Source organism: Rhodovulum marinum (genome assembly GCF_004343075.1).
Classification (GTDB): domain Bacteria; phylum Pseudomonadota; class Alphaproteobacteria; order Rhodobacterales; family Rhodobacteraceae; genus Rhodovulum; species Rhodovulum marinum.
Genome location: NZ_SLXP01000002.1, coordinates 136,598 through 156,877, shown reverse-complemented (window position 1 = coordinate 156,877; position 20,280 = coordinate 136,598). Strand labels below are relative to the sequence as shown.

At 69.4% G+C, this 20,280-nt stretch carries 20 protein-coding genes and 1 riboswitch; of the genes, 10 read left to right on the top strand and 10 right to left on the bottom strand.

Annotation, left to right across the window (positions count from 1 at the left end):
- Nucleotides 1-13 precede the first annotated feature (13 nt).
- The 9 genes from EV662_RS03840 to EV662_RS03800 form a co-directional block, all read right to left on the bottom strand.
- On the bottom strand, nt 14-364 hold the full coding sequence (locus tag EV662_RS03840; RefSeq protein ID WP_132460825.1) for a hypothetical protein: 351 nt from the start codon (nt 362-364) through the stop codon (nt 14-16).
- Between the two features lie 427 nt (nt 365-791).
- Nucleotides 792-1,487 carry a ribulose-phosphate 3-epimerase gene (gene rpe, locus EV662_RS03835; protein WP_132460824.1) on the bottom strand — a complete coding sequence of 232 codons (696 nt, stop codon included), beginning with the start codon at nt 1,485-1,487 and terminating at the stop codon, nt 792-794.
- A 62-nt stretch (nt 1,488-1,549) separates the two neighbouring features.
- Entirely contained in the window at nt 1,550-2,941 is a 1,392-nt protein-coding gene (locus EV662_RS03830) for a ribulose-bisphosphate carboxylase (RefSeq protein ID WP_132460823.1), read from the bottom strand.
- 99 nt (nt 2,942-3,040) lie between these two features.
- A complete protein-coding gene (gene fba / locus EV662_RS03825; RefSeq protein ID WP_132460822.1) occupies nt 3,041-4,102 on the bottom strand; it encodes a class II fructose-bisphosphate aldolase in 1,062 nt (353 codons plus the stop codon).
- A gap of 11 nt (nt 4,103-4,113) precedes the next feature.
- Nucleotides 4,114-5,322: a phosphoglycerate kinase gene (locus EV662_RS03820; protein WP_132460821.1), complete on the bottom strand. Its 1,209-nt coding sequence runs from the start codon at nt 5,320-5,322 to the stop codon at nt 4,114-4,116.
- A complete protein-coding gene (gene gap / locus EV662_RS03815) occupies nt 5,322-6,323 on the bottom strand; it encodes a type I glyceraldehyde-3-phosphate dehydrogenase (protein WP_132460820.1) in 1,002 nt (333 codons plus the stop codon). The genes EV662_RS03820 and gap overlap by 1 nt, the downstream gene beginning before the upstream one ends.
- Nucleotides 6,324-6,335: 12 nt before the next feature.
- A complete protein-coding gene (gene tkt, locus EV662_RS03810; protein WP_132460819.1) occupies nt 6,336-8,327 on the bottom strand; it encodes a transketolase in 1,992 nt (663 codons plus the stop codon).
- Between the two features lie 14 nt (nt 8,328-8,341).
- The gene (locus tag EV662_RS03805) at nt 8,342-9,214 is read right to left on the bottom strand and encodes a phosphoribulokinase (protein ID WP_132460818.1); all 873 of its coding nucleotides are present in this window, start codon (nt 9,212-9,214) and stop codon (nt 8,342-8,344) included.
- Nucleotides 9,215-9,231: 17 nt separating this feature from the next.
- Nucleotides 9,232-10,239: a class 1 fructose-bisphosphatase gene (locus EV662_RS03800; protein ID WP_132460817.1), complete on the bottom strand. Its 1,008-nt coding sequence runs from the start codon at nt 10,237-10,239 to the stop codon at nt 9,232-9,234.
- Between the two features lie 104 nt (nt 10,240-10,343).
- Here EV662_RS03800 and cbbR point away from each other — a divergent pair, with 104 nt between their 5' ends.
- The 3 genes from cbbR to cueR all read left to right on the top strand — a co-directional run bounded on the left by cbbR (nt 10,344) and on the right by cueR (nt 14,158).
- Nucleotides 10,344-11,264: a LysR family regulator CbbR gene (gene cbbR, locus EV662_RS03795; RefSeq protein WP_132460816.1), complete on the top strand. Its 921-nt coding sequence runs from the start codon at nt 10,344-10,346 to the stop codon at nt 11,262-11,264.
- Between the two features lie 69 nt (nt 11,265-11,333).
- Complete coding sequence (locus tag EV662_RS03790; protein ID WP_132460815.1) at nt 11,334-13,769, top strand: heavy metal translocating P-type ATPase; 2,436 nt, start codon at nt 11,334-11,336, stop codon at nt 13,767-13,769.
- Nucleotides 13,766-14,158 carry a Cu(I)-responsive transcriptional regulator gene (gene cueR / locus EV662_RS03785; protein WP_132460814.1) on the top strand — a complete coding sequence of 131 codons (393 nt, stop codon included), beginning with the start codon at nt 13,766-13,768 and terminating at the stop codon, nt 14,156-14,158. Before EV662_RS03790 ends, cueR begins: the two co-directional genes overlap by 4 nt.
- A gap of 15 nt (nt 14,159-14,173) precedes the next feature.
- Here cueR and EV662_RS03780 read toward each other — a convergent pair whose 3' ends face one another.
- Nucleotides 14,174-14,686 (bottom strand): DUF2202 domain-containing protein, encoded by a 513-nt coding sequence (locus EV662_RS03780; RefSeq protein ID WP_165915509.1) that lies wholly within the window; start codon nt 14,684-14,686, stop codon nt 14,174-14,176.
- A gap of 313 nt (nt 14,687-14,999) precedes the next feature.
- Nucleotides 15,000-15,210, top strand: a riboswitch (cobalamin riboswitch).
- 119 nt (nt 15,211-15,329) lie between these two features.
- Here EV662_RS03780 and EV662_RS03775 point away from each other — a divergent pair.
- The 7 genes from EV662_RS03775 to EV662_RS20010 are packed head-to-tail and all read left to right on the top strand — an operon-like array spanning nt 15,330 to nt 20,234.
- Nucleotides 15,330-16,376 carry a FecCD family ABC transporter permease gene (locus EV662_RS03775; RefSeq protein WP_132460812.1) on the top strand — a complete coding sequence of 349 codons (1,047 nt, stop codon included), beginning with the start codon at nt 15,330-15,332 and terminating at the stop codon, nt 16,374-16,376.
- Complete coding sequence (locus EV662_RS03770) at nt 16,373-17,131, top strand: ABC transporter ATP-binding protein (protein ID WP_132460811.1); 759 nt, start codon at nt 16,373-16,375, stop codon at nt 17,129-17,131. The genes EV662_RS03775 and EV662_RS03770 overlap by 4 nt, the downstream gene beginning before the upstream one ends.
- Nucleotides 17,128-17,922 (top strand): cobalamin-binding protein, encoded by a 795-nt coding sequence (locus EV662_RS03765; protein WP_132460810.1) that lies wholly within the window; start codon nt 17,128-17,130, stop codon nt 17,920-17,922. The genes EV662_RS03770 and EV662_RS03765 overlap by 4 nt, the downstream gene beginning before the upstream one ends.
- A complete protein-coding gene (locus EV662_RS03760) occupies nt 17,922-18,539 on the top strand; it encodes a MotA/TolQ/ExbB proton channel family protein (protein ID WP_132460809.1) in 618 nt (205 codons plus the stop codon). The genes EV662_RS03765 and EV662_RS03760 overlap by 1 nt, the downstream gene beginning before the upstream one ends.
- Nucleotides 18,540-18,920 carry an ExbD/TolR family protein gene (locus EV662_RS03755; RefSeq protein ID WP_132460808.1) on the top strand — a complete coding sequence of 127 codons (381 nt, stop codon included), beginning with the start codon at nt 18,540-18,542 and terminating at the stop codon, nt 18,918-18,920.
- A gap of 4 nt (nt 18,921-18,924) precedes the next feature.
- A complete protein-coding gene (locus tag EV662_RS03750) occupies nt 18,925-19,305 on the top strand; it encodes an ExbD/TolR family protein (protein ID WP_132460807.1) in 381 nt (126 codons plus the stop codon).
- Complete coding sequence (locus EV662_RS20010) at nt 19,302-20,234, top strand: energy transducer TonB family protein (protein WP_132460806.1); 933 nt, start codon at nt 19,302-19,304, stop codon at nt 20,232-20,234. Before EV662_RS03750 ends, EV662_RS20010 begins: the two co-directional genes overlap by 4 nt.
- Nucleotides 20,235-20,280: the final 46 nt, after the last annotated feature.

The following is a 20,280-nucleotide window of genomic DNA, read 5'->3' as shown; positions in this document are numbered from 1 at the left end:
GGCGGTCGCGGCCTCAGTTCGAGGCCAGTTCCAGCGGCACCTGCCGCGAGGTCACCGTCACCAGTTCGGCCTTGCGCGCAAAGGTGTACAGGATGCGCGGTTCGGACGGCATCGCAAAGGTGACACTGTCGCGATCTTCCAGGCGCATCATCACGCGCTCGGGCTGGGAATAGGCGTCGCGGGCGCGGACATAGGCCGTCACCTCGTAGCCGCCATCGCCCAGGTCGGTCTGATAGGCGATCATGTCGACATTGCCGGTGCTCAGCCGATAGCCCTCGAACGGGACGGTCAGGGTGACGTCGCCGGCCAGTGCCGGGGCGGCAAGGGCGAAGGCGGCGATCGTGGACAGGATAAGCGGTTTCATCTCGGCTCCAATCCGGTAGCGGTCGCATGCAAAGGATGGGGATCGGCGCGACCGATGATCGGATTAAAATAATTCTGCGGTGCAGAAAAAACCATTGGGGTTTTGGAAAACCCGCCATGCAGAATGCGCGTGGCTCGGGAAAGGATTTGGAAACGCTTTGTCCGGTCTTGGCCGCGCAAGGGACGGTTCGTTTTCAGCTTTTCCAGAAAAAAGACCTGATTTCAATCCTCTGAATTTGTATGACTTCGCATCCCATTTCCAACTATCACAAATCGGAATTCCCGGTTCTGTATGCGACGGTATTTAATCCCGGCGCGTCATTCCGCCGCTGGCCGCGCCGGGCCGGGAAAAACCGCCCCCCCCCGGCGCATGAAAAACCGCCCGGGCTGGCGGCCCGGGCGGTGCTCAATCGGGGCAGGGCGCGCGCTCAGGCGGCCTGTTGCGCGGCCTCCGCGGCCTCGCGGATCGCGCGGATGTTCCGGCCATAGACCTCGGGGGTGTCGACCGACCCGCCCTTGAACACCGCCGAGCCCGCGACGAAGCAATCCGCCCCGGCCGCGACCAGCGGGCCCACCGTCGTCGGGTCGACCCCGCCATCCACCTGGATGTGGATCTCGCGATCCCCGATCATCTCGCGGATCTGCGCGACCTTGTGCACGCTCGACGGGATGAACTTCTGCCCGCCGAAGCCGGGGTTCACGCTCATCACCAGGACCATGTCCACCAGGTCCAGAAGCTCGGAGATCACGTTCGCAGGCGTGCCGGGGTTCAGGCTGATGCCGCATTTCGTGCCCGTCGCCTTGATCGCCTGCAAGGTCCGGTGGGGGTGCGGCCCCGCCTCCCAATGGGCGACGATCATGTCGGCGCCCGCCTCGGCATAGGCCTCGATATAGGGGTCCACCGGCGCGATCATCAGGTGCACGTCCATGAAGGTCTTCACATGCGGGCGGAACGCCTTCACCGCGGGCGGGCCGAAGGTCAGGTTCGGGACGAAATGCCCGTCCATCACGTCGACATGCACCCAGTCGGCGCCCTGCGCCTCGATGGCCTGGATCTCCTGGCCGAAATTGGCGAAATCGGCCGACAGGATCGACGGCGCGATCTTGATGGAACGGTCGAACATCTTGGGTTTCCTCCCGATGGGGTGATGGGGGCGCGGCGCCATAGCAGGCGCCGCGCCGGGGATCATTCCGCGGCCGCGACCACGCCCAGCTTCTCCTGCCAGCCCGGGTACAGCCGGTTGGCATCGTTCTGGAAGCTTTCGAAGGCGCGCGCCAGTTCCCGGTGTTCCTTCGCGTAGTCCACCAGGTCGACGCCCGATTTCCACGCGTCATGCGCCTGGCGCAGGGATTTCGCCCCCGCCGTGCCGCCATCCAGGTGCCCGAAGGCGCCCCCGCCCGAGGTCTGGATGATGTTGGAATGGCCCAGGTTGTCGAAGAAGCCCGGCAGCCGCAGCGCGTTCATGCCGCCCGAAATGATCGGGGTGGTCGGCTTCATGCCCAGCCATTCCTGCGGGTAGAACGGCCCCTGGGCGCTGTCGCGCTCCAGCATGAACGCCATGTCCTTGTCGGCCGCGTCGCCCTCCATCTTGCCGAAGCCCATGGTGCCGGTGTGGATGCCCGACGCGCCCTGCAGGCGCGACATCTTCGACAGCACGAAGGCGGTATAGCCGCGCATCGACTGAGGCGAGGTGACGGCGCCGTGGCCCGCGCGGTGGTAATGCAGGAACTGGCGCGGGAACTGCCGGCGGCAGGTGGTGATCGCGGCCGGGCCGGTCACGTAACCATCCACCAGGAAGGCCACGTGATCGGCGTTCTCGCCAAAGGTCTCCAGGATGTATTCGCCGCGCGCGATCATCTCGAACGGGTCGTCCGCGGTGATGTTGGCCGAGAACAGTTTCGCCTCGCCGGTCTCGTCCTGCGCCCGCTTCATCGCGTCGGCGACCAGCCGGATCGTCTCTTTCAGCGGCGCAAAGACCTGGTTGCCTTGCGGTTCGTCGTTCTTGATGAAATCGCCGCCCAGCCAGAATTCATAGCAGGCATCGGCAAAGGGCTGCGGGCGCAGGCCCAGCTTCGGCTTGATGATCGTGCCCACGACCATGCCGCCATCGGTCACGTCACGGCCCAGCACGCGCCACATGTCGGCGATGTTCATCGCCGGGCCGTCGAACAGCCGCAGATAGGCGGGCGGCACGTAGAAATCGTGCATCTTGGCGTATTCGACATCGCCCATGCCCTGGTTGTTGCCGATGGTCAGCGTCAGGAACGAACACAGCATCGCCCGCCCGTCGATGATGTTCCGGTCGAACAGCTCGATCGGATAGGCGATCTTCATGATCTCGCGCTCGGGGTCGATTTCATAGACCAGCGCGTCGACGCCCTTGGTGAACTCGTCGGTGGTGCAGACCTCGACATTCGTGCCGGTCGAGCTTTCGGCGGCGAAATGGGCCGCCACCGACAGGTAGTCGCCATAGCCGGGCTTGGGTTTCATGATATAGGCGCACAGCACGTGGCGCCCGCCGGCGATCAGGTCTTTTTCGTCAAGATCGAGACGCGCATAGCGGTTCGACTGGTCCATTGGTTTCTCCTCCCGAGGGGGTCTGGTTCCGAATATCGCGCGTTTCCGTGTGGGGCAGGGTGGCCCGGCGGTTTCCGGCGCCGGGCCACCCCCTTGTCGTCAGGTCACCGGGTCAAGCGTCCCGTCGGCATAGCGCTTGGCCATCTCGTCCATGTCGATCACCTTGATCTTCGACGCGTTGCCCGCGGTGCCGAACCGTTCGAACCGGTCCAGGCACAGCTTGGTCATCTCTTCCATCGCGGGGATCATGAATTTACGCGGGTCGAATTCCTTGGGCTTGTCCTTGGCGACCTTGCGGAACTGGCCGGTCAGGGCCATCCGGTTGTCGGTGTCGATGTTGACCTTGCGCACGCCCGACTTGATGCCGCGCTCGATCTCCTCGACCGGCACGCCGTAGGTCTGGGGCATCTCGCCGCCCGACTCGTTGATCAGGTCCTGCAGGTATTGCGGAACGGACGAGGAGCCGTGCATCACCAGGTGCACGTTCGGGATCTTGGCGTGGATTTCCTCGATCCGCTTGATCGCCAGCGTGTCGCCCGTCGGCTTGGAGCTGAACTTGTAGGCGCCGTGGCTGGTGCCGCAGGCAATGGCCAGCGCGTCGACCTTGGTCAGCTTGACGAATTCCTTGGCCTCGTCCGGGTCGGTCAGCAGTTGGTCGTGGCTGAGTTTTCCTTCCGCGCCCGAACCGTCCTCTTTCGCGGCTTCGCCGGTTTCCAGGCTGCCCAGAACGCCCAGCTCGCCCTCGACCGAGGCCCCGACCCAATGGGCCATGTCGGCCACGGCCTTGGTGATGCGCACGTTGTAATCCCAGTCGGCGGGCGTCTTCATGTCTTCCTTCAGCGAGCCGTCCATCATCACGCTGGTGAAGCCGTGCTTGATGGCGCTCAGGCAGGTCGCCTCGTTGTTGCCGTGGTCCTGGTGCATGCAGATCGGGATCGACGGGAACATCTCGGACAGCGCCTGGATCATGTGGCGCAGCATGATGTCGCCGGCATAGGACCGCGCGCCGCGGCTGGCCTGCATGATCACCGGCGCGTCGCATTTCTGCGCCGCCTTCATGATCGCCAGGCCCTGTTCCATGTTGTTGATGTTGAAGGCCGGCACGCCGTAGCCCTGTTCGGCCGCGTGGTCCAGCAATTGCCGCATCGTGATAAGCGCCATCAAATCCTCCGTCAGGCTGCGTGTGCTTTGTGTTCCAGGGCGTCGAGGCCGGGCATCCGCCGACCCTCCAGCCATTCGAGAAAGGCCCCACCGGCGGTGGAGACATGGGTAAAGTCATGCGCGACGCCGGTCCGGTTCAGCGCCACCAGCGTGTCGCCGCCGCCGGCCACCGACACCGCCAGCCCCGACCGCGTCAGTTCCGCCACCGACTGCGCCAGCGCGTTGGTGCCCGCGTCGAACGGCCTGGTCTCGTAGGTGCCCACGGGGCCGTTCCACAGGATCGTGCGCGCGCTTTTCAGGATGGCCTGATAGCGGGCGATGGTGTTCGGCCCGATATCCAGGATGCGCCGGTTCGCGCGGATCCCGCCCAGCGGCACCGGATAGCAATTGATCCCCGTCCGCTGGAATCCCGCGACGACGAAATCCTCCGGCGTCACGATCCGGCAGCCCGCCACCTGGGCCAGGGCGGCGATCTCCAGGATGTCATCGGCATATTCGGGCTCGATGAAGGACCGGCCGATGGAATAGCCGCGCGCGAACAGAAAGGCGTTGGCGATGCCGCCGCCCAGAAGGATGGTGTTGATCTTGGGCACCAGCCGCTTCAGCACGTTCAGCCGCGGCGCCACCGACCCCCCGCCGATCAGCGCGACCGAGGGCGGTTGCGGCTCGTCCAGCGCGCCCTCCAGCGCGGCCAGCTCCTCCAGCAACAGCGGCCCCGCCGCCACCCGGTCGGCCGCCAGGACCGCCGCCGTGGTCGAGGCATGTTCCCGGTGGCAACAGGAAAACGCGTCGTTGACATAGATTTCGCCCAGGCTGGCCAGCTGTGCCCCCAGCCGGGGATCGTTCGTCTCCTCGCCCCGCTCGAAGCGCAGGTTCTCGCAAAGCAGGACCTCGCCCGGCTGCAACGCTTCGCCGCGCCGCTCGACAAGGGGGCCGACACAGGTGTCGTTGAACAGGACCGGCCGGCCCAGTTCCCGCTCCAGCGCGGGTTTCAGCCGCTCGGTCGTCAACGCCGGGGTCAATTCGCCGTTCGGCCGGCCCAGATGGGTCAGGACGACGATCCGCGCGCCCTGGTCCAGGAGCGGTTTCATGCCGCGGGCGAAACGGGCGATGCGCGTGGCATCGCCCACCCCGTCGGCACTCAGCGGCACGTTCAGGTCGGCCCTGACCGCCAGGCGCTTGCCCGCAACATCCAGCGATGTCAGGGGCGTCAACGCCATCAGATCAGCGCCCCCATCGCCACAGCCGTGTCCGACATGCGGTTCGAGAAGCCCCACTCGTTGTCATACCAGGTCAGGATGCGCACCATGGTGCCGTCCATGACCTTGGTCTGGTCCATGTGGAAGACCGACGAATGCGGGTCGTGGTTGAAATCGACGCTGACATTGGGCTGATCGGTATAGCCCAGGATGCCCTTCATCGGGCCGTCGGCGGCCGCACGGATCGCGGCGTTGACCTCTTCCACGGTGGTCGGGCGGCTGGCCTCGAACACCAGGTCCACGACCGACACGTTCGGCGTGGGCACCCGGATCGCGACGCCGTCCAGCTTGCCCTTCAGTTCCGGCAGCACCAGGCCCACGGCCTTGGCAGCCCCCGTCGAGGTCGGGATCATGCTCATCGCCGCGGCGCGGGCGCGGTACAGGTCCTTGTGCATCGTGTCCAGCGTCGGCTGGTCGCCGGTATAGCTGTGGATCGTGGTCATGAAACCGCGATTGATGCCGATCGCGTCGTTCAGCGCCTTGGCCACCGGGCTCAGGCAGTTGGTGGTGCAGGACGCGTTCGACACGACCGTGTCGCCGGCGGTCAGCGTGTCATGGTTCACGCCGTAGACGATGGTCTTGTCCGCGCCGTCGGCGGGCGCCGAGACCAGCACGCGCTTGGACCCGTTTTCCAGGTGCATCGCGGCCTTGTCGCGGGTGGCGAAGATGCCGGTGCATTCCATCGCGATGTCCACGTCGCCCCAGGGCAGCTCCTTGGGGTCGCGGATCGCCGTCACCTTGATCGGGCCACGGCCCACGTCGATGGTGTCGCCGTCCACCGTCACCGTGCCCGGGAACCGGCCATGCACGCTGTCATAGCGCACCAGGTGGGCGTTGGTTTCCACCGGGCCCAGGTCGTTGATCGCGACCACCTCGATATCGGTGCGGCCCGATTCCACGATGGCCCGCAGCACGTTCCGCCCGATCCGGCCGAAGCCGTTGATTGCAACTTTGACTGTCATTTCCGACCCTTCTTACTTGATCAATCCCTTGGCGGCCGCGGCCACCGCTTCGGCGGTGATGCCGAAATGCTTGTACAGTTCACCTGCCGGCGCCGAGGCGCCGAAGCTGGACATGCCGACGAAGGCCGCGTTCTGGCCCAGAAGCGGGCCCCAGCCCTGTTCGACGGCCGCCTCGACACCCACGCGGGGCGCCGCGCCCAGCACGGATGCCTTGTAAGCGTCATCCTGCGCGGCGAAAAGCTCGAAACAGGGGGCCGAGACGACCGCCGCCTTGATGCCGTCGGCGGCCAGCAGGTCGGCCGCGTTCATGGCGATTTCCACCTCGGACCCGGTGGCGATCAGCGTGACGTCGCGCGCGCCCTCGGCCTCGCGCAGGACATAGGCGCCCTTCGCGGAACGGTTTTCCGAGACGTGCTCGGTCCGCAGGCAGGGCAGGTTCTGCCGCGACAGCGCCATCAGCGCGGGCGTGCTTTCCGAGGTGGCCGCGATTTCCCAGCATTCGGCGGTTTCCACCACGTCGGCGGGGCGCATCACGTTGACGTTCGGCATCGCGCGGAAGCTGGCCAGGTGTTCCACCGGCTGGTGGGTCGGGCCGTCCTCGCCCAGGCCGATGGAATCGTGCGTCATGACATAGGTCACCGGCAGGCCCATCAGCGCCGACAGCCGGATCGCGGGCCGGGCATAATCGGCGAACACCAGGAAGGTGCCGCCATAGGCCACGAACCCCTTGTGCAGCGTGATCCCGTTCATCACCGCCGACATGCCGAATTCGCGGATGCCGTAATGGATGTAGCTGCCGCCGTAATTGTCCTTCGACACGGGCCCCATGCCCTTGGTCAGCGTCAGGTTCGACCCCGTCAGGTCGGCCGACCCGCCCGCGGTGTTGGGCAGCGTGGCGTTGACCACGTCCAGCGCCATTTCCGATGCCTTGCGCGTGGCCACCTTGGGCGCCTCGGCCGACAGCTTGGCCTTGTAGGCGTCGATGGCCTTGGCCAGCGCATCGGCATCGGGCGCCGAGATCGAGGCCTTGAACGCCTCGGCCTTGTCCGACGCGGCCAGCCGCGCCTCCCAGGCTTCGCGCGCGGCCTTGCCGCGGGCCGCGACCGCCCCCCAGGCGTCATAGACCTCCTGCGGCAGGGTGAAGGCGTCCCAGGTCCAGCCCAGCGCCTCGCGCGTGGCGGCGATTTCCTCGGCGCCCAGCGGCGCGCCGTGCACCTTGTGGCTGCCCGCCTTGTTGGGCGCGCCCTGGCCGATCACCGTCTTGCACGCGATCAGCGAGGGGCGCGGGTCGGCCTTCGCCGCCTCGATCGCCTTGGCCACCGCCTCGCGGTCATGGCCGTCGACCTCCTGCACGTGCCACTTGGCGGCGGCGAACCGCGCCTTCTGGTCGGTCGAGGTCGACAGGTCGGTGGACCCGTCGATGGTGATCTTGTTGTCGTCCCACAGCAGGATCATCCGGCCCAGGCCCCAGTGGCCCGCCATGTCGATCGCCTCGTGGCTGATGCCCTCCATCAGGCAGCCGTCGCCGGCGATCACGTAGGTATAGTGATCCACCAGGTCGTCGCCGAACCGCGCATTGTGCATCCGTTCGGCCAGCGCCATGCCCACCGCCGTGGTCACCCCCTGGCCCAGCGGGCCGGTGGTGGTCTCGATCCCGTCGGCATGGCCGTATTCCGGGTGCCCGGCGGTGCGATAGCCCATCTGCCGGAAGTTGCGCACCTGGTCCATGTCCATGTCGGCATAGCCCAGCATGTGGTTGATCGAATAGATCAGCATCGAGCCATGGCCCGCCGACAGCACGAAGCGGTCGCGATCCTGCCAGTTCGGAGTGGACGGGTCGACGTTCAGGAAACGGTTGTACAGAACGGCGGCCACGTCGGCCATGCCCATCGGCATGCCCGGGTGGCCGGAATTGGCGGCCTGCACCGCGTCCATGGTCAGCACGCGGATCGCGTTGGCCATCAGCGCTTCGGCGCTTGTGTCGATCTTGGTCGGGGCGTTCATGGGGTCTGCCCTCCTCAGGCGCGTTTCGATTCGGAAACCAGACGCTCGATCATCGGCGTCAGGATCAGCTGCATCGCGAGGTCCAGCTTGCCGCCGGGGATCACGATGGAATTCGCCCGGCTCATCCACGATCCCTGGATCATCGACACCAGGTAGGAGAAGTCGATCCCCCGCGGGTTCTTGAACCGGATCACCACCAGGCTTTCGTCGGCGGTGGGAATCCAGCGCGCGACCAGCGGGTTCGAGGTATCCACCACCGGCACCCGCTGAAAGTTGATGTCGGTTTCGGTGAATTGCGGGATGATGCAATGCACATAGGCATGCATCCGGCGCAGGATCGTGTCGGTCACCGCCTCGGTGGTGTAACCGCGCCGCTCGCGGTCGCGGTGGATCTTCTGGATCCATTCCAGGTTGATGACCGGCACCACCCCGATCTTCAGGTCGGCGTATTTCGGCAGGTTCACCTCGTCGTTCACCACCGCGCCGTGCAGCCCCTCGTAGAACAGGATGTCCGAGCCGTCCTCGAACGGCGCCCACTCGGTGAACTCGCCCGGCGGCACGCCGTATTTCTCGGCCTCGTCGTTGTCGTGCACATAGGTGCGCGTGCGGCCGGTGCCGGTCTCGCCATATTGGCGGAACACGTTTTCCAGCTCGGCCAGCTCGTTGGCCTCATAGCTGAAATGGCTGAACGTGTAATCGCCCTCGGCATAGCGCCGGTCCAGCTCCGCCTTCATGTCCTTGCGGTTGAACCGGTGGAACGCGTCGCCCTCGATCGACACCGCCTTCACGCCCTCGCGGCGGAAGATCTGGTCGAAAGTGTGCTTGACGGTCGAGGTGCCGGCCCCGGAAGAGCCGGTAACCGAGATGATCGGGTGTTTCTTGCTCATGGCTTTCCTCCCAGAACTCAGACGCGGAACAGGCCGCGGTTGCCGAACAGGGCGTTGACTTCCTGCTCGGGCAGATCGTGATAGGCCGCGACCCGGCTGACCTTGTCGGTGGAGCCGAAGACGAACGGTGTGCGGGCATGCAGTTCGGACGCGGTCTTGTCCAGGATGCGATCCTGCGCATCGGTGGCCGCGCCGCCCGCCTGTTCGACGACAAAGGCGATGGGGGCGCATTCATAGACCATGCGCAGCCGGCCCTGTTCATAGCCCTTGCGCGAATCCGACGGGTACAGGAACACGCCGCCCCGGCTGATGATGCGGTGCGTCTCGGCCACCAGCGAGGCGACCCAGCGCATGTTGAACCGCTTGCCCCGCGGGCCTTCCTCGCCCGCCAGGCAGTCGTCGATATAGGCGCGCACGGGCTTGGCCCAGTGGCGGTAGTTCGACGCGTTGATCGCGAATTCGCTGGCGGTTTCGGGCACGCGCACGGCCTCTTGCACCAGGACGAACTGCTTGGAGTCGGGGTCCAGCAGGTATTCCTGCGTGCCCTTGCCGAAGGTCACGACCAGCATGGTCTGCGGCCCGTAGATGATATAGCCGCCGCCGATCTGCTCGCTGGCGGGGCGCAGGAAACTGGCGTTGCCCTCGTCCTTGGCCTCGAAGATCGAGAAGATCGTGCCGATCGACACGTTCACGTCGATGTTCGACGACCCGTCCAGCGGGTCGATCGCCAGCGCGTAGCGGCCCTTGGGGTCCAGCTCGACGACGCTGTCCTGTTCCTCGGACGCGTACCAGCGCACATCGGCCTGGGCCAGGCGGCGGGCAAAGGCCTCGTCGGCCATCACGTCCAGGGCCTTTTGCGTGTCGCCATCGGTGTTCGACCCCACCTCGGCGCCCAGGGCGCCGCCCAGGGGACCGCGCTGGATCGTGTTCGAAAGGTCTGCGCCGACCTCGCACAGCGCGCTCATCAGCGGCTGAAGCGCGGCGGGGATGTGCTGCAAATCCCGGATCGGAGACTTGGTTTGCATAATTTTCTCCCGAATCTGGCGGCGGGATGCCGATGACGCTTGCTAGTTGAAAACCCGGCTTGTACAGAATTTAAAAACTTCGAAGCTGCGTTAGAAAAAATTTAATGCCCAAGCCCGATGCCGTAACCTTCAAGCAACTCAGGGCATTGCAGGCCGTGGCCGAGCATGGATCGCTGACCGCCGCGGCCGAGGCAATTCGCCTCACCCCGCCCGCCGTGCACAGCCAGCTGCGCCAGCTGGAAACGAATTTCAACGCCCGCCTCGTCGAACGCGGCCCCCAGGGCGGCGCGCGGCTGACGCTGCAGGGCGAGGCGGTGCTGGTCGGCGCGCGCGCCGTCGAAACCGCGCTCGAGGCCTGCGCCGACCATGTCCGCGCGATCAATGACGGGATGGAGGGGCTGGTCACCCTTGGCGTGGTTTCCACCGCCAAGTATTTCGCCCCCCGCCTGGTGGCCGATCTTCAGCGCGCCTTTCCCACCATCGACGTCATCCTGCGCGTGACCAGCCGCGAGGGCATCGTCGCCGCGCTTGCCTCGGCCAGCGTCGATCTGGCGATCATGGGCCGCCCGCCGCGCGTGCCCGAGGTGCAGGCCACCGTTCTCGGCCCGCATCCCCACGTGTTGATCGCGCGCCCTGATCACCCGCTGGCAGGGCAGGGCCGCCTGCCGCCCGAACTGATCCTGGCCGAACCCTTCGTCGCGCGCGAGGACGGCTCGGGCACCCGCATCCTGATGGACCGTTTCCTGGAACGGCTGGGCCGGGGGCGGCCCGCGCGGATCATCGAACTGGAAAGCAACGAGACCCTGAAACAGGCGGTGATGGCGGGTCTGGGCATCGCGCTGATCTCGCGCCACACCGTGACCGAGGAATTGCGCGCGGGCCGCCTGGCCGAACTCCAGGCCGAGGCGCTGCCGCTGGTGCGGCAATGGTTCCTCGTGCATCGCGCCGACACCGCCCTCAGTGCCGCGGGCCGGCGCATCCACGGCCATATCGTCGGCCGGCAGGGGGCGTTCCTGCCGAATTAGGGCGCGGGCCTTGACCTTCCAGTGACTGGAAGCCCTATCTTGGCCCCGTCCAGCCAAGGGAAACCCGCGATGACCGCCCCCACGACCACCACCCGTCTCAGGCTCGAAGGGTTGCACTGCGCGGGCTGCGTGGCCCGCGTCGAACGCGCGCTTGCCGCCCTGCCACAGGTCGCCGCCGCCCGCGTGAACCTCGCCGCCGCCACCGCCGAGGTCGACCATGCCGGCCCCTCCGCCCCCCTTGTCGGCGCGGTCGAGGGCGCGGGCTTCGCCGTCGCCCGCAGCCAGGTCGCGCTGGCCGTTCAGGGCGCGACCTGCGCCTCTTGCGTGGCCCGCATCGAACGCGCGCTGCTGGCCGAACCGGGCGTCACGGCGGCCAGCATGAACCTCGCCACCGGCGAGGCCCGCGCCACCGTGCTGGCCGGTGCTGCCGATGCCGCCACGCTGGCCCGCGCGCTGGCCGCCGCGGGCTACCCCGCCGACCCCATCCGGCAGGACAGCCACGATCCCGCCGCCGCCCAGCAGGCCGAGGCGCAGAGCCTTCGCCGCCGCACCCTGGTCGCCGCCGCCCTGACCCTGCCGGTCTTCGTGGTCGAGATGGGCGGCCACATCGCCCCCGGTTTCCGCGCCGCACTGGCCGGCGAACAGGCGCTGCGCATCCTGGCCTTCCTGCTCACCACCGCGATCCTTGCCGGTCCCGGCCGCGCCTTCTTCGCCAAGGGCCTGCCGCTGTTGCTGAAGGGCGCGCCCGACATGAACGCCCTTGTCGCGCTGGGCACCGGCGCCGCCTGGACCTTTTCCACCATCGCCACCTTCGCCCCCGGCCTGCTGCCGCCGGGCACCGCGCACGTCTATTTCGAGGCCGCCGCCGTCATCGTCACCCTCGTCCTCCTGGGCCGCACGCTGGAGGCCCGCGCCAAGGGCCGCACCGGCGCCGCGATCCGCCGCCTGATGGCGCTGCGCCCCGACACCGCCCGCGTGGTGACCGACACCGGCATCGAAAACCGCCCCGTCGACGCGCTTGTCCCCGGCGACCTGATCGAGATCCGCCCCGGCGAACGCATCCCCACCGATGCCGAGGTGGTCGAGGGGCAGGGCGCGGTCGACGAATCCATGCTGACCGGCGAACCCATGCCGGTCGAGAAGACCCCCGGCGCGCCCGTCACCGGCGGCACCGTGAACGGCCCCGCCGCGCTGCGGGTGCGCGCCACCAAGGTCGGCGCCGACACCGCGCTGGCCCGCATCGTCGCCATGGTCGAGGCCGCCCAGGGCGCCAAGCTGCCGGTGCAGGCGCTGGCCGACCGGGTGACCGCGGTCTTCGTTCCCGCCGTTCTGGCCGTGGCGGCGCTGACCGTGCTGCTGTGGCTGGCCCTTGGCCCCGCGCCCGCGCTGGGCCTGGCGCTGGTGGCGGGCGTGTCGGTGCTGATCGTGGCCTGCCCCTGCGCGATGGGGCTGGCGACGCCCACCTCGGTCATGGTCGGCACGGGCCGCGCCGCCGAACTGGGCGTCCTGTTCCGCAAGGGCGACGCGTTGCAGGCCCTGTCGGGCGTGGCCACCGTGGCCTTCGACAAGACCGGCACCCTGACCGAGGGCCGCCCCGCCGTGACCGAGATCGCCACCGCCCCCGGCATCGACCGGGCCCAGGCGCTGCGCCTTGCCGCCGCGGTCGAGGCGCGGTCCGAACACCCCATCGCACGCGCGATCCTGGAGGCCGCGCCCGACCACCCCACCGCCGAAGACGTGCAGGCGCTGCCCGGCTTCGGGCTGCGCGGCCGGGTGGATGGCGCCGCCATCCTCGTCGGCGCGGCCCGCCTGATGGATGAGGAACGCATCGATCTGGGCGACCTCGCGCAGGCGGGCGAGCGCCTCGCCGCCACCGGCGCGACGCCGGTTTACGTCGCCCGCGACGGCCGCGCGCTGGCGTTGATCGGCCTTGCCGACCCGGTCAAGCCCACCGCCAAGCCCGCCATCGACGCGCTGCATGCGATGGGCGTGCGCACCGCCCTTATCACCGGCGACACGCACGCCACCGCGCAGGCCGTCGCCGCCGAACTGGGCATCGACCGGGTCCATGCGGGCGTGCTGCCCGGCGGCAAGGTCGCCGCGCTGGAAGATCTGCGCGCGGACGGTCCGCTGGCCTTTGTCGGTGACGGGCTGAACGACGCGCCCGCGCTGGCGGCGGCCGATATCGGCATCGCCATCGGCACCGGCACCGATGTCGCCATCGAGGCCGCCGACGTCGTGCTGATGGCGGGCGACCCGCGCGGCGTGGCCGACGCGCTGCACATCAGCCGCCGCACCCTGCGCAACATCCGCCAGAACCTGTTCTGGGCGTTTGCCTACAATACCGCCCTGATCCCGGTGGCGGCGGGGCTGCTTTATCCGCTGTCCGGCGTTCTGCTCTCGCCCATGCTGGCCGCGGGCGCGATGGCTGCCTCCAGCCTGTTCGTGCTGTCCAACGCGCTGCGCCTGCGCGGGCTGGCGCCCATCGCCGGGGGGCGGGCATGAATATCGGCGACGTGGCGCAGGCGACCGGCCTGCCGGCCAAGACCATCCGCTATTACGAGGAAATCGGGCTGGTCACGCCGCACCGCGCGGCCAATGGCTATCGCGATTTTTCCGACCAGGACCTGCACAACCTCGTCTTCCTCGGCCGCGCCCGGTCTCTGGGCTTCACCATCGAGGAATGCCGCGCGCTTCTGGCGCTTTATGCCGACAAGGGCCGGGCCAGCGCCGACGTGAAGCGCATCGCGCGCGAACACCTTGTCCAGATCGACGCCAAGATCGCGGAACTCCGCGCGATGCGGGCCACGCTGTCCGACCTGGTCGACGCCTGCGCGGGCGACGACCGGCCCGATTGCCCGATCCTCAGGGGGCTGGCAGGCGAGGGCGGCTAGGCCCGCGCCTTCCGGTCACAGCCCAAGGGCCGATTCGAACGCCGCCAGGTGGTTCTCGGAACCGTCCAGCAGCCGGCCATAGACATCCGCCAGCGCCGTGCCCTCGACCGAGGCGACCGCGTCCTGAAGATCGACGATATCGGTTTCCTCGATCAGCACGCCGACATTCAGCGCGGCCGTCGCCGAGTCCGACCCCATGGCCAGCAGGTCGTCATACATCGCCTGCAACGCGGGGTTCACATAGCTGCCCGCCGGCAGCGAAACGAACTCGATCACGTCCACGCCCAGGCTTGACGCCTGGTTCAGCAGCGCGTCGTGATGGCGGTCTTCCGAGGCGGCGATATTGTCGAAAATCCGCAGGCCGGTCTGGTCGTAGAACGCTGCGTAGATGTCCCCGGCCAGTTTTTCCTCTTCCAGCATGAACAGCAGGCTGGCGATATCGGCATCGCTATAGGTATCGGTTCCAGGGGCCGTGTTTCCGCGGCCGGACCCGTTGCCGCCTGCGCCGCGCATGGTGCCGTTCTTCATTGTCCGTTCCTCCGTGAAACACGCCGGGAAAAATCCACATGCCGGAGTCATGATTAACGGCGGGTAAAGCGCGGCGGCCTGCGGCAGGCGGACGCGCGACGGGCTTCCGCTCGAATCCTTTCTGCGGTTCTTCAGGCCCTGGGCCGGCGCCGCGGGCGGTGGCGGAAAGTCCGAAAAAAGTCATATGGGATTCATATGGAATTCATATGCGATTCATATCGCCGATTCCGCTCCGGAACGGCTGATCCCGCCCCCGCCCGGCGCCCGTTCGCCGGGGGTGCGATCAGGGCCTTTGACATTTCCGACCGATGCGATAGGCATGGGCCACTTCGGTTCCGCCCCGCAGGGGGGGGGATGAAAAGGGAACGCGGTGCGCCCCCCCCACCACGGGGCAAATCCGCGGCTGCCCCCGCAACTGTAGGCGGAGAGCGCGGCTGACAGGTGCCACTGGGCGCAATGCCCCGGGAAGGCCAGCCAAGCGACGACCCGCAAGCCAGGAGACCTGCCGAAGCCAGATCACCCTGTCCGGGCGCGGGGCGCGACCCGGAGGCGGCCAGACCGCAGAGGTGACGACATGTGCACCGTCTGCGGCAGGCCCCTGCGCCCGTCCGGACAGAACAGGAATGGGCGAGGGGACCGGGCGATGAGCGCCGAGCGATCCATCGAAGCCGTCAGTGCCGTCCCGGCCGGGGCAGGGCAGGGTTTTCGCGCGCTGATCCTTGCGCTGTGCGGGCTTGTCGCCGCGCTGTTCGTCGGCTCGCTGCTGGTCGGCCCGGCGGCGCTGTCGCCGCTCGAAAGCCTGTCGGCGCTGGTCACGGGGCGGGGCGAGGCCGCCGTCCTGGTGATGCGCGAGATCCGCCTGCCGCGGGCGATCCTGGCCGTTCTGGTGGGGGCGAGCCTGGGGCTGTCGGGCGCGGCGTTGCAGGGCTATCTGCGCAACCCGCTGGCCGAACCGGGGCTGATCGGCGTCTCGGCCTCGGCGGCTTTGGGTGCGGTGATCGCGCTGCAGACGGGCCTGGCGGCGGCGCATGCGCTGGCGCTGCCGGGGCTGGCGCTGGCGGGCGCGCTGGTGGCGGTGCTGTTGCTGTTGGGGCTGGCGGGTCCGCGCGGCGGGGCGTTCACGCTGATCCTTTCGGGCATCGCGATCTCGGCGCTGGCCGGTGCGCTCACCTCGCTGGTGCTGAACCTGTCGCCCAACCCCTATGCGGCGGCCGATATCGTGTTCTGGATGATGGGGTCGCTGGCCGACCGGTCGTTCACCCATGTCTGGCTGGCGCTGCCGCTGACGCTGATCGGCTGGGCGCTGCTTGCCGGGCTGGGCCGCGGCCTCGATGCGCTGACCCTGGGCGAGGACGCGGCCGAGGCGCTGGGCATAAGGCTGTCGCGCCTGCGGCTGGCCCTTGTCATCGGCGTGGCGGCCTGTGTGGGCGCGGGCGTCGCGGTGGCCGGCGCCATCGGGTTCGTCGGGCTGATCGTGCCGCACCTGCTGCGCCCGCTGGTGGGGGCGCGGCCCGGGCGGCTGCTCCTCGCCTCGGCGCTGGGAGGCGCGGCGCTGTTGCTGGCCTCGGACCTCGCGGTGCGTCTGATCCTGCCCGAGCGCGACCTGAAACTGGGCGTTCTGACCGCGATCCTGGGCGCGCCGCTGTTCTTCCACCTGATCTACAAGACCCGGGCGGAGGCAGCGCAATGACCGGCCTGTCCCTGTCCCACCTGAGCGTGCATCGCGGGCCGTGCCCGGTGGTCGACGATGTCTCGCTGGACCTGCGCCCCGGCGAATGCGTCGGGTTGATCGGGCCGAACGGCGCGGGCAAGACCACGCTGATGCGTGCCGCCCTTGGCCTGATCCGGCACAAGGGCACGTCGTCGCTGGCCCGCCTGTCCGCAGCCGAGCGTGCGCGCGCCGCCGCCTGGTTGCCGCAGATGCGCGAGATCGCCTGGCCGGTCTCGGTCGAAACGCTGGTGGGCCTGGGCCGCACGCCGCATCTGGGACCCGGCCAGCGGATGGGCGCAGCCGACCGCGCCGCAATCGCGCACGCGCTGTCGCGGATGGACCTGGCGGGATACGAAACGCGCCGGGCCACCGCGCTGTCGGGCGGCGAACAGGCCCGCGTGCTGATCGCCCGCGCCGTGGCGCAAGAGGCGCCGGTGCTGATCGCCGACGAACCCATCGCCGGGCTGGATCCGGCCCACCAGATCGCCACCATGCGGCTGTTTTCGGGCCTCGCCGCCGAAGGGCGGCTGGTGCTGGCCGCCCTGCATGACCTCGGTCTGGCCGCGCGGTTCTGCACACGCCTGGTGCTGATGCATCGCGGCCAACTGGTCGCCGACGGCCCGCCGCGCGAGGTGCTGACCGAGGCCAACCTTGCCCGCGTCTTCGGCCTGCGCGCCTATTTCGCCGAAACCCCCGACGGCCCCGTGGTGCAGCCGGTCGAGGTGGTGGCATGACCCGCCGTTTCCCGCCCCAGCGCATCGTCTGCCTGACCGAGGAAACGGTCGAAACGCTGTACCTGCTGGGGCAGGAGGACCGCATCGTGGGCGTGTCGGGCTATGCCGTGCGCCCGGCCCGCGTGCGGCGGGAAAAACCGCGGGTGGGGGCCTTTACCTCGGCCGATCTGCCGAAGATCCGCGCGTTGGACCCCGACCTGGTGCTGACCTTCTCGGACATCCAGCACGAGATCGCGGCGGCCCTGATCCGCGCCGGGATCGCGGTGCATGCCTTCAACCAGCGCGACGTGGCGGGGATACTGGCGATGATCCGTTTCCTCGGCGCGCTGACCGGCGTGCCCGACCGGGCCGAGGCGCTGGCGGCGGGCTACGCGGCGCGGCTGGACGCCCTGCGCGCCATCCCGCGCGCCCACCGCCCCCGCGTCTATTTCGAGGAATGGGACGAACCGCGCCTGTCGGGCGTGGGCTGGGTGTCCGAATTGATCGGCATCGCGGGGGGCGATGACGTCTTCGCCCACCTGGCCGGTCAGCAGGCCGCCAAGGACCGCGTGGTGACCGACGCCGACGTGATCGCCGCGGCACCCGAGGTGATCCTGGCGTCCTGGTGCGGCAAGAAGGTGCGCCCCGAGAAGATCGCCGCGCGCCCCGGCTGGGACGCGGTTCCGGCGGTGCGCGACGGCCGCATCCACGAGATCAAGTCGCCGCTGATCCTGCAACCGGGCCCGGCGGCGCTGACCGAGGGGCTGGACGCGATCATCGCCGCGCTGGACGGCATGCAAGGAGGTCGATGATGGAGGCGCTTTCGGTGTTCCTGGCGCGTGGCGGCCCGGCGATCTGGGTGATCGCGGCGCTGTCGGTGGCGACGCTTGCGCTGATCCTGTGGAAGCTTTGGCGCCTGATCGTGCTAGGCGCCTTTGCCGGGCAGCGGGCCGAGCGTGCCGTTGCGCTCTGGCAGGAGGGCCAGCGCGAGGCGGCGGTGGCGGCGGTGGCGGGCCGCGTGGGCCTGCGCGCGCGGCTGGTGCGCACCGCCATCGAGGCGCGCGCGGCCCTGCCCGAGCCCAAGGCCCGCGAGGAAACCACCCGCATTGCCCGCCGCCTTCTGGCCGAGGCGCGCGAGGGTATCCGGGCGCTGGAACTGATCGCGGTGATCGCGCCGCTTCTGGGTCTTCTGGGCACGGTGCTGGGCATGATCGAGGCGTTCCAGGCGCTTGAATCCTCGGGCGCGGCGGCCGACCCCGCCGACCTGGCCGGCGGCATCTGGGAGGCGCTCTTGACCACCGCCGCAGGCATGGCCGTGGCGATCCCGGCGGCGATGGCGGTCACCTGGTTCGAGGCCATCGCCGACAGCGCGCGCGCCGACATGGAGGATCTGGCCACGCGGCTGTTCCTGGCCGGGGAGGGGGCGTAGATGTTCGCCTTCGACACGCCCCGCCGGGTTCGCCGGCCCAGCCTGACGCCGATGATCGACGTGGTGTTCCTGCTGCTGGTGTTCTTCATGATCGCCGCGCGGTTCGGTCCGCAGGCGGGGCTGGAACTGGTGGCCGGAACGGGCGGCGCGGCGGAATGGCAGGGCCCGCCGCGGCTGGTCGAGGTGGCCCCGGACGGGGTGCGCCTGAACGGTGTCGCGATGGACCTGCCCACGTTGGCCGCCGAACTGGACCGCCTGACCGACAGCCCCGCCGACCCGGTGCTGATCCGCCCTCGCGGCGGCGCCGACCTGCAGGCCCTCGTCGACGCGATGGAGGCGCTGTCGGCGGCGGGGCTCGCGAACCTCGTGCTGGTGGAGTAGGCGCATGTTCGACTTCACCCCCGCGCCGGTAAGCCCCCGCGGCGAAAGCATCGTCCCGATGATCAACGTGGTGTTCCTGTTGCTGATCTTCTTCCTGATGAGCGCGCGGATCGCCCCGCCCGACCCGTTCGAAACCGCGCCGCCCCGGGCCGGGGGGGGCGACCAGGTGGCGGGCGACATGCTGCACCTGGCGGCGGATGGCGCGCTGGCCTACGGCGCGGCGCGCGGCGAGGCGGTCTTCGCGGCGCTGGCCGACCGCGGGACCGACACGCCGCTGATCCTGCGCGCCGATGCCGGGGCCGAGGCCGCGACGCTGGCCCGCCTTTCCGCCCGGCTTGCGGCGCTGGGGCAGGACCGGCTGGTGCTGCAGACGGTGCCGCGATGAGGCGGCTGGCCGAGATATCGCTGTTCCTGCCGATCGCGGCGGGGTTGCACGTGGCCGCCTTTGGCCTGTCGTCGGGGTCGCAGGGCGGCGCCACGGGGGGCGGCGGCGATGGCGGTGCGGCGCTGGTAACGCTGGCCGCGGCCCCGCCGGCGCTGTCGCGCCTGGCCGAGGAATGGCAGGCCGCGCCCAGTACGCAGACCGCGGCCCGCCCGCTCGATCCACCCCCGCCCGATGCGGCCCCGGCCGCCCCCGCGCCCGACACCGCCACCCGCCGCCCGGTGGCCTTGGCCGCCCCGGTGGCGCCCGGTGCCGATGGCGCGCCGCGGCCGCTGGCCCCGCCGCCCGCGCTGACGCCACCCGCCGATGCGACGCTTGCGCTCGCCGCGCCGCCCATCGCGGATGATCCCGCCCGCGCCCCGGCCCTGCCCGAACGCGATGCGCCGGTCCGGCCCGGGGGGCGGCCGCCCGCCATGGCCGCGCCCACCGCCGAGGCCCCGCCGCCCGAACCGGACACCCCGCCGCCGCCCAGCAGCGCGCGCCCCGAGCCGCCCGCCGCCGCGCAACGCGCAGCGGGCGCGGCCCGCGCGCCGGCGGCCGGTGCCACGACCCGGGCCGCGCCCAGCCTTTCGCCCGCCGCAGCCCGCGCGCTGCGCGCCGACTGGGGCGCGCGCATCCTGGCCCGCGTCAGCCGGGTGCACCGGTATCCCCGCGGGGCACGGGCGACCGGCCGGGCATTGGTGGAACTGGTGGTGGCGCGGGACGGGCGGCTGGTCTCGGCGCGTCTCGCGCAAAGCGCGGGCGACCCGGTTCTCGATCGCGCCGCGCTGGCCGCTGTGCGCCGGGCCGGCCGGTTCCCCGCGGCCCCCGACGGGCTGAGCGCGTCCAGCTACAGCTTTACCCTGCCGCTGAAATTCGACGGGCGCGGCTGATCGCCTGCCGCGCGCCTGTCTTCTTCTTGGTCGAAATACCCTGAAA

Excerpts from the sequence above, each read along its gene's own strand:
- EV662_RS03840 (WP_132460825.1), bottom strand. The coding sequence starts at position 364 with ATGAAACCGCTTATCCTGTCCACGATCGCCGCCTTCGCCCTTGCCGCC.
- rpe (WP_132460824.1), bottom strand. The coding sequence starts at position 1,487 with ATGTTCGACCGTTCCATCAAGATCGCGCCGTCGATCCTGTCGGCCGAT.
- EV662_RS03830 (WP_132460823.1), bottom strand. The coding sequence starts at position 2,941 with ATGGACCAGTCGAACCGCTATGCGCGTCTCGATCTTGACGAAAAAGAC.
- fba (WP_132460822.1), bottom strand. The coding sequence starts at position 4,102 with ATGGCGCTTATCACGATGCGGCAATTGCTGGACCACGCGGCCGAACAG.
- EV662_RS03820 (WP_132460821.1), bottom strand. The coding sequence starts at position 5,322 with ATGGCGTTGACGCCCCTGACATCGCTGGATGTTGCGGGCAAGCGCCTG.
- gap (WP_132460820.1), bottom strand. The coding sequence starts at position 6,323 with ATGACAGTCAAAGTTGCAATCAACGGCTTCGGCCGGATCGGGCGGAAC.
- tkt (WP_132460819.1), bottom strand. The coding sequence starts at position 8,327 with ATGAACGCCCCGACCAAGATCGACACAAGCGCCGAAGCGCTGATGGCC.
- EV662_RS03805 (WP_132460818.1), bottom strand. The coding sequence starts at position 9,214 with ATGAGCAAGAAACACCCGATCATCTCGGTTACCGGCTCTTCCGGGGCC.
- EV662_RS03800 (WP_132460817.1), bottom strand. The coding sequence starts at position 10,239 with ATGCAAACCAAGTCTCCGATCCGGGATTTGCAGCACATCCCCGCCGCG.
- cbbR (WP_132460816.1), top strand. The coding sequence starts at position 10,344 with ATGCCCAAGCCCGATGCCGTAACCTTCAAGCAACTCAGGGCATTGCAG.
- EV662_RS03790 (WP_132460815.1), top strand. The coding sequence starts at position 11,334 with ATGACCGCCCCCACGACCACCACCCGTCTCAGGCTCGAAGGGTTGCAC.
- cueR (WP_132460814.1), top strand. The coding sequence starts at position 13,766 with ATGAATATCGGCGACGTGGCGCAGGCGACCGGCCTGCCGGCCAAGACC.
- EV662_RS03780 (WP_165915509.1), bottom strand. The coding sequence starts at position 14,686 with ATGAAGAACGGCACCATGCGCGGCGCAGGCGGCAACGGGTCCGGCCGC.
- EV662_RS03775 (WP_132460812.1), top strand. The coding sequence starts at position 15,330 with ATGAGCGCCGAGCGATCCATCGAAGCCGTCAGTGCCGTCCCGGCCGGG.
- EV662_RS03770 (WP_132460811.1), top strand. The coding sequence starts at position 16,373 with ATGACCGGCCTGTCCCTGTCCCACCTGAGCGTGCATCGCGGGCCGTGC.
- EV662_RS03765 (WP_132460810.1), top strand. The coding sequence starts at position 17,128 with ATGACCCGCCGTTTCCCGCCCCAGCGCATCGTCTGCCTGACCGAGGAA.
- EV662_RS03760 (WP_132460809.1), top strand. The coding sequence starts at position 17,922 with ATGGAGGCGCTTTCGGTGTTCCTGGCGCGTGGCGGCCCGGCGATCTGG.
- EV662_RS03755 (WP_132460808.1), top strand. The coding sequence starts at position 18,540 with ATGTTCGCCTTCGACACGCCCCGCCGGGTTCGCCGGCCCAGCCTGACG.
- EV662_RS03750 (WP_132460807.1), top strand. The coding sequence starts at position 18,925 with ATGTTCGACTTCACCCCCGCGCCGGTAAGCCCCCGCGGCGAAAGCATC.
- EV662_RS20010 (WP_132460806.1), top strand. The coding sequence starts at position 19,302 with ATGAGGCGGCTGGCCGAGATATCGCTGTTCCTGCCGATCGCGGCGGGG.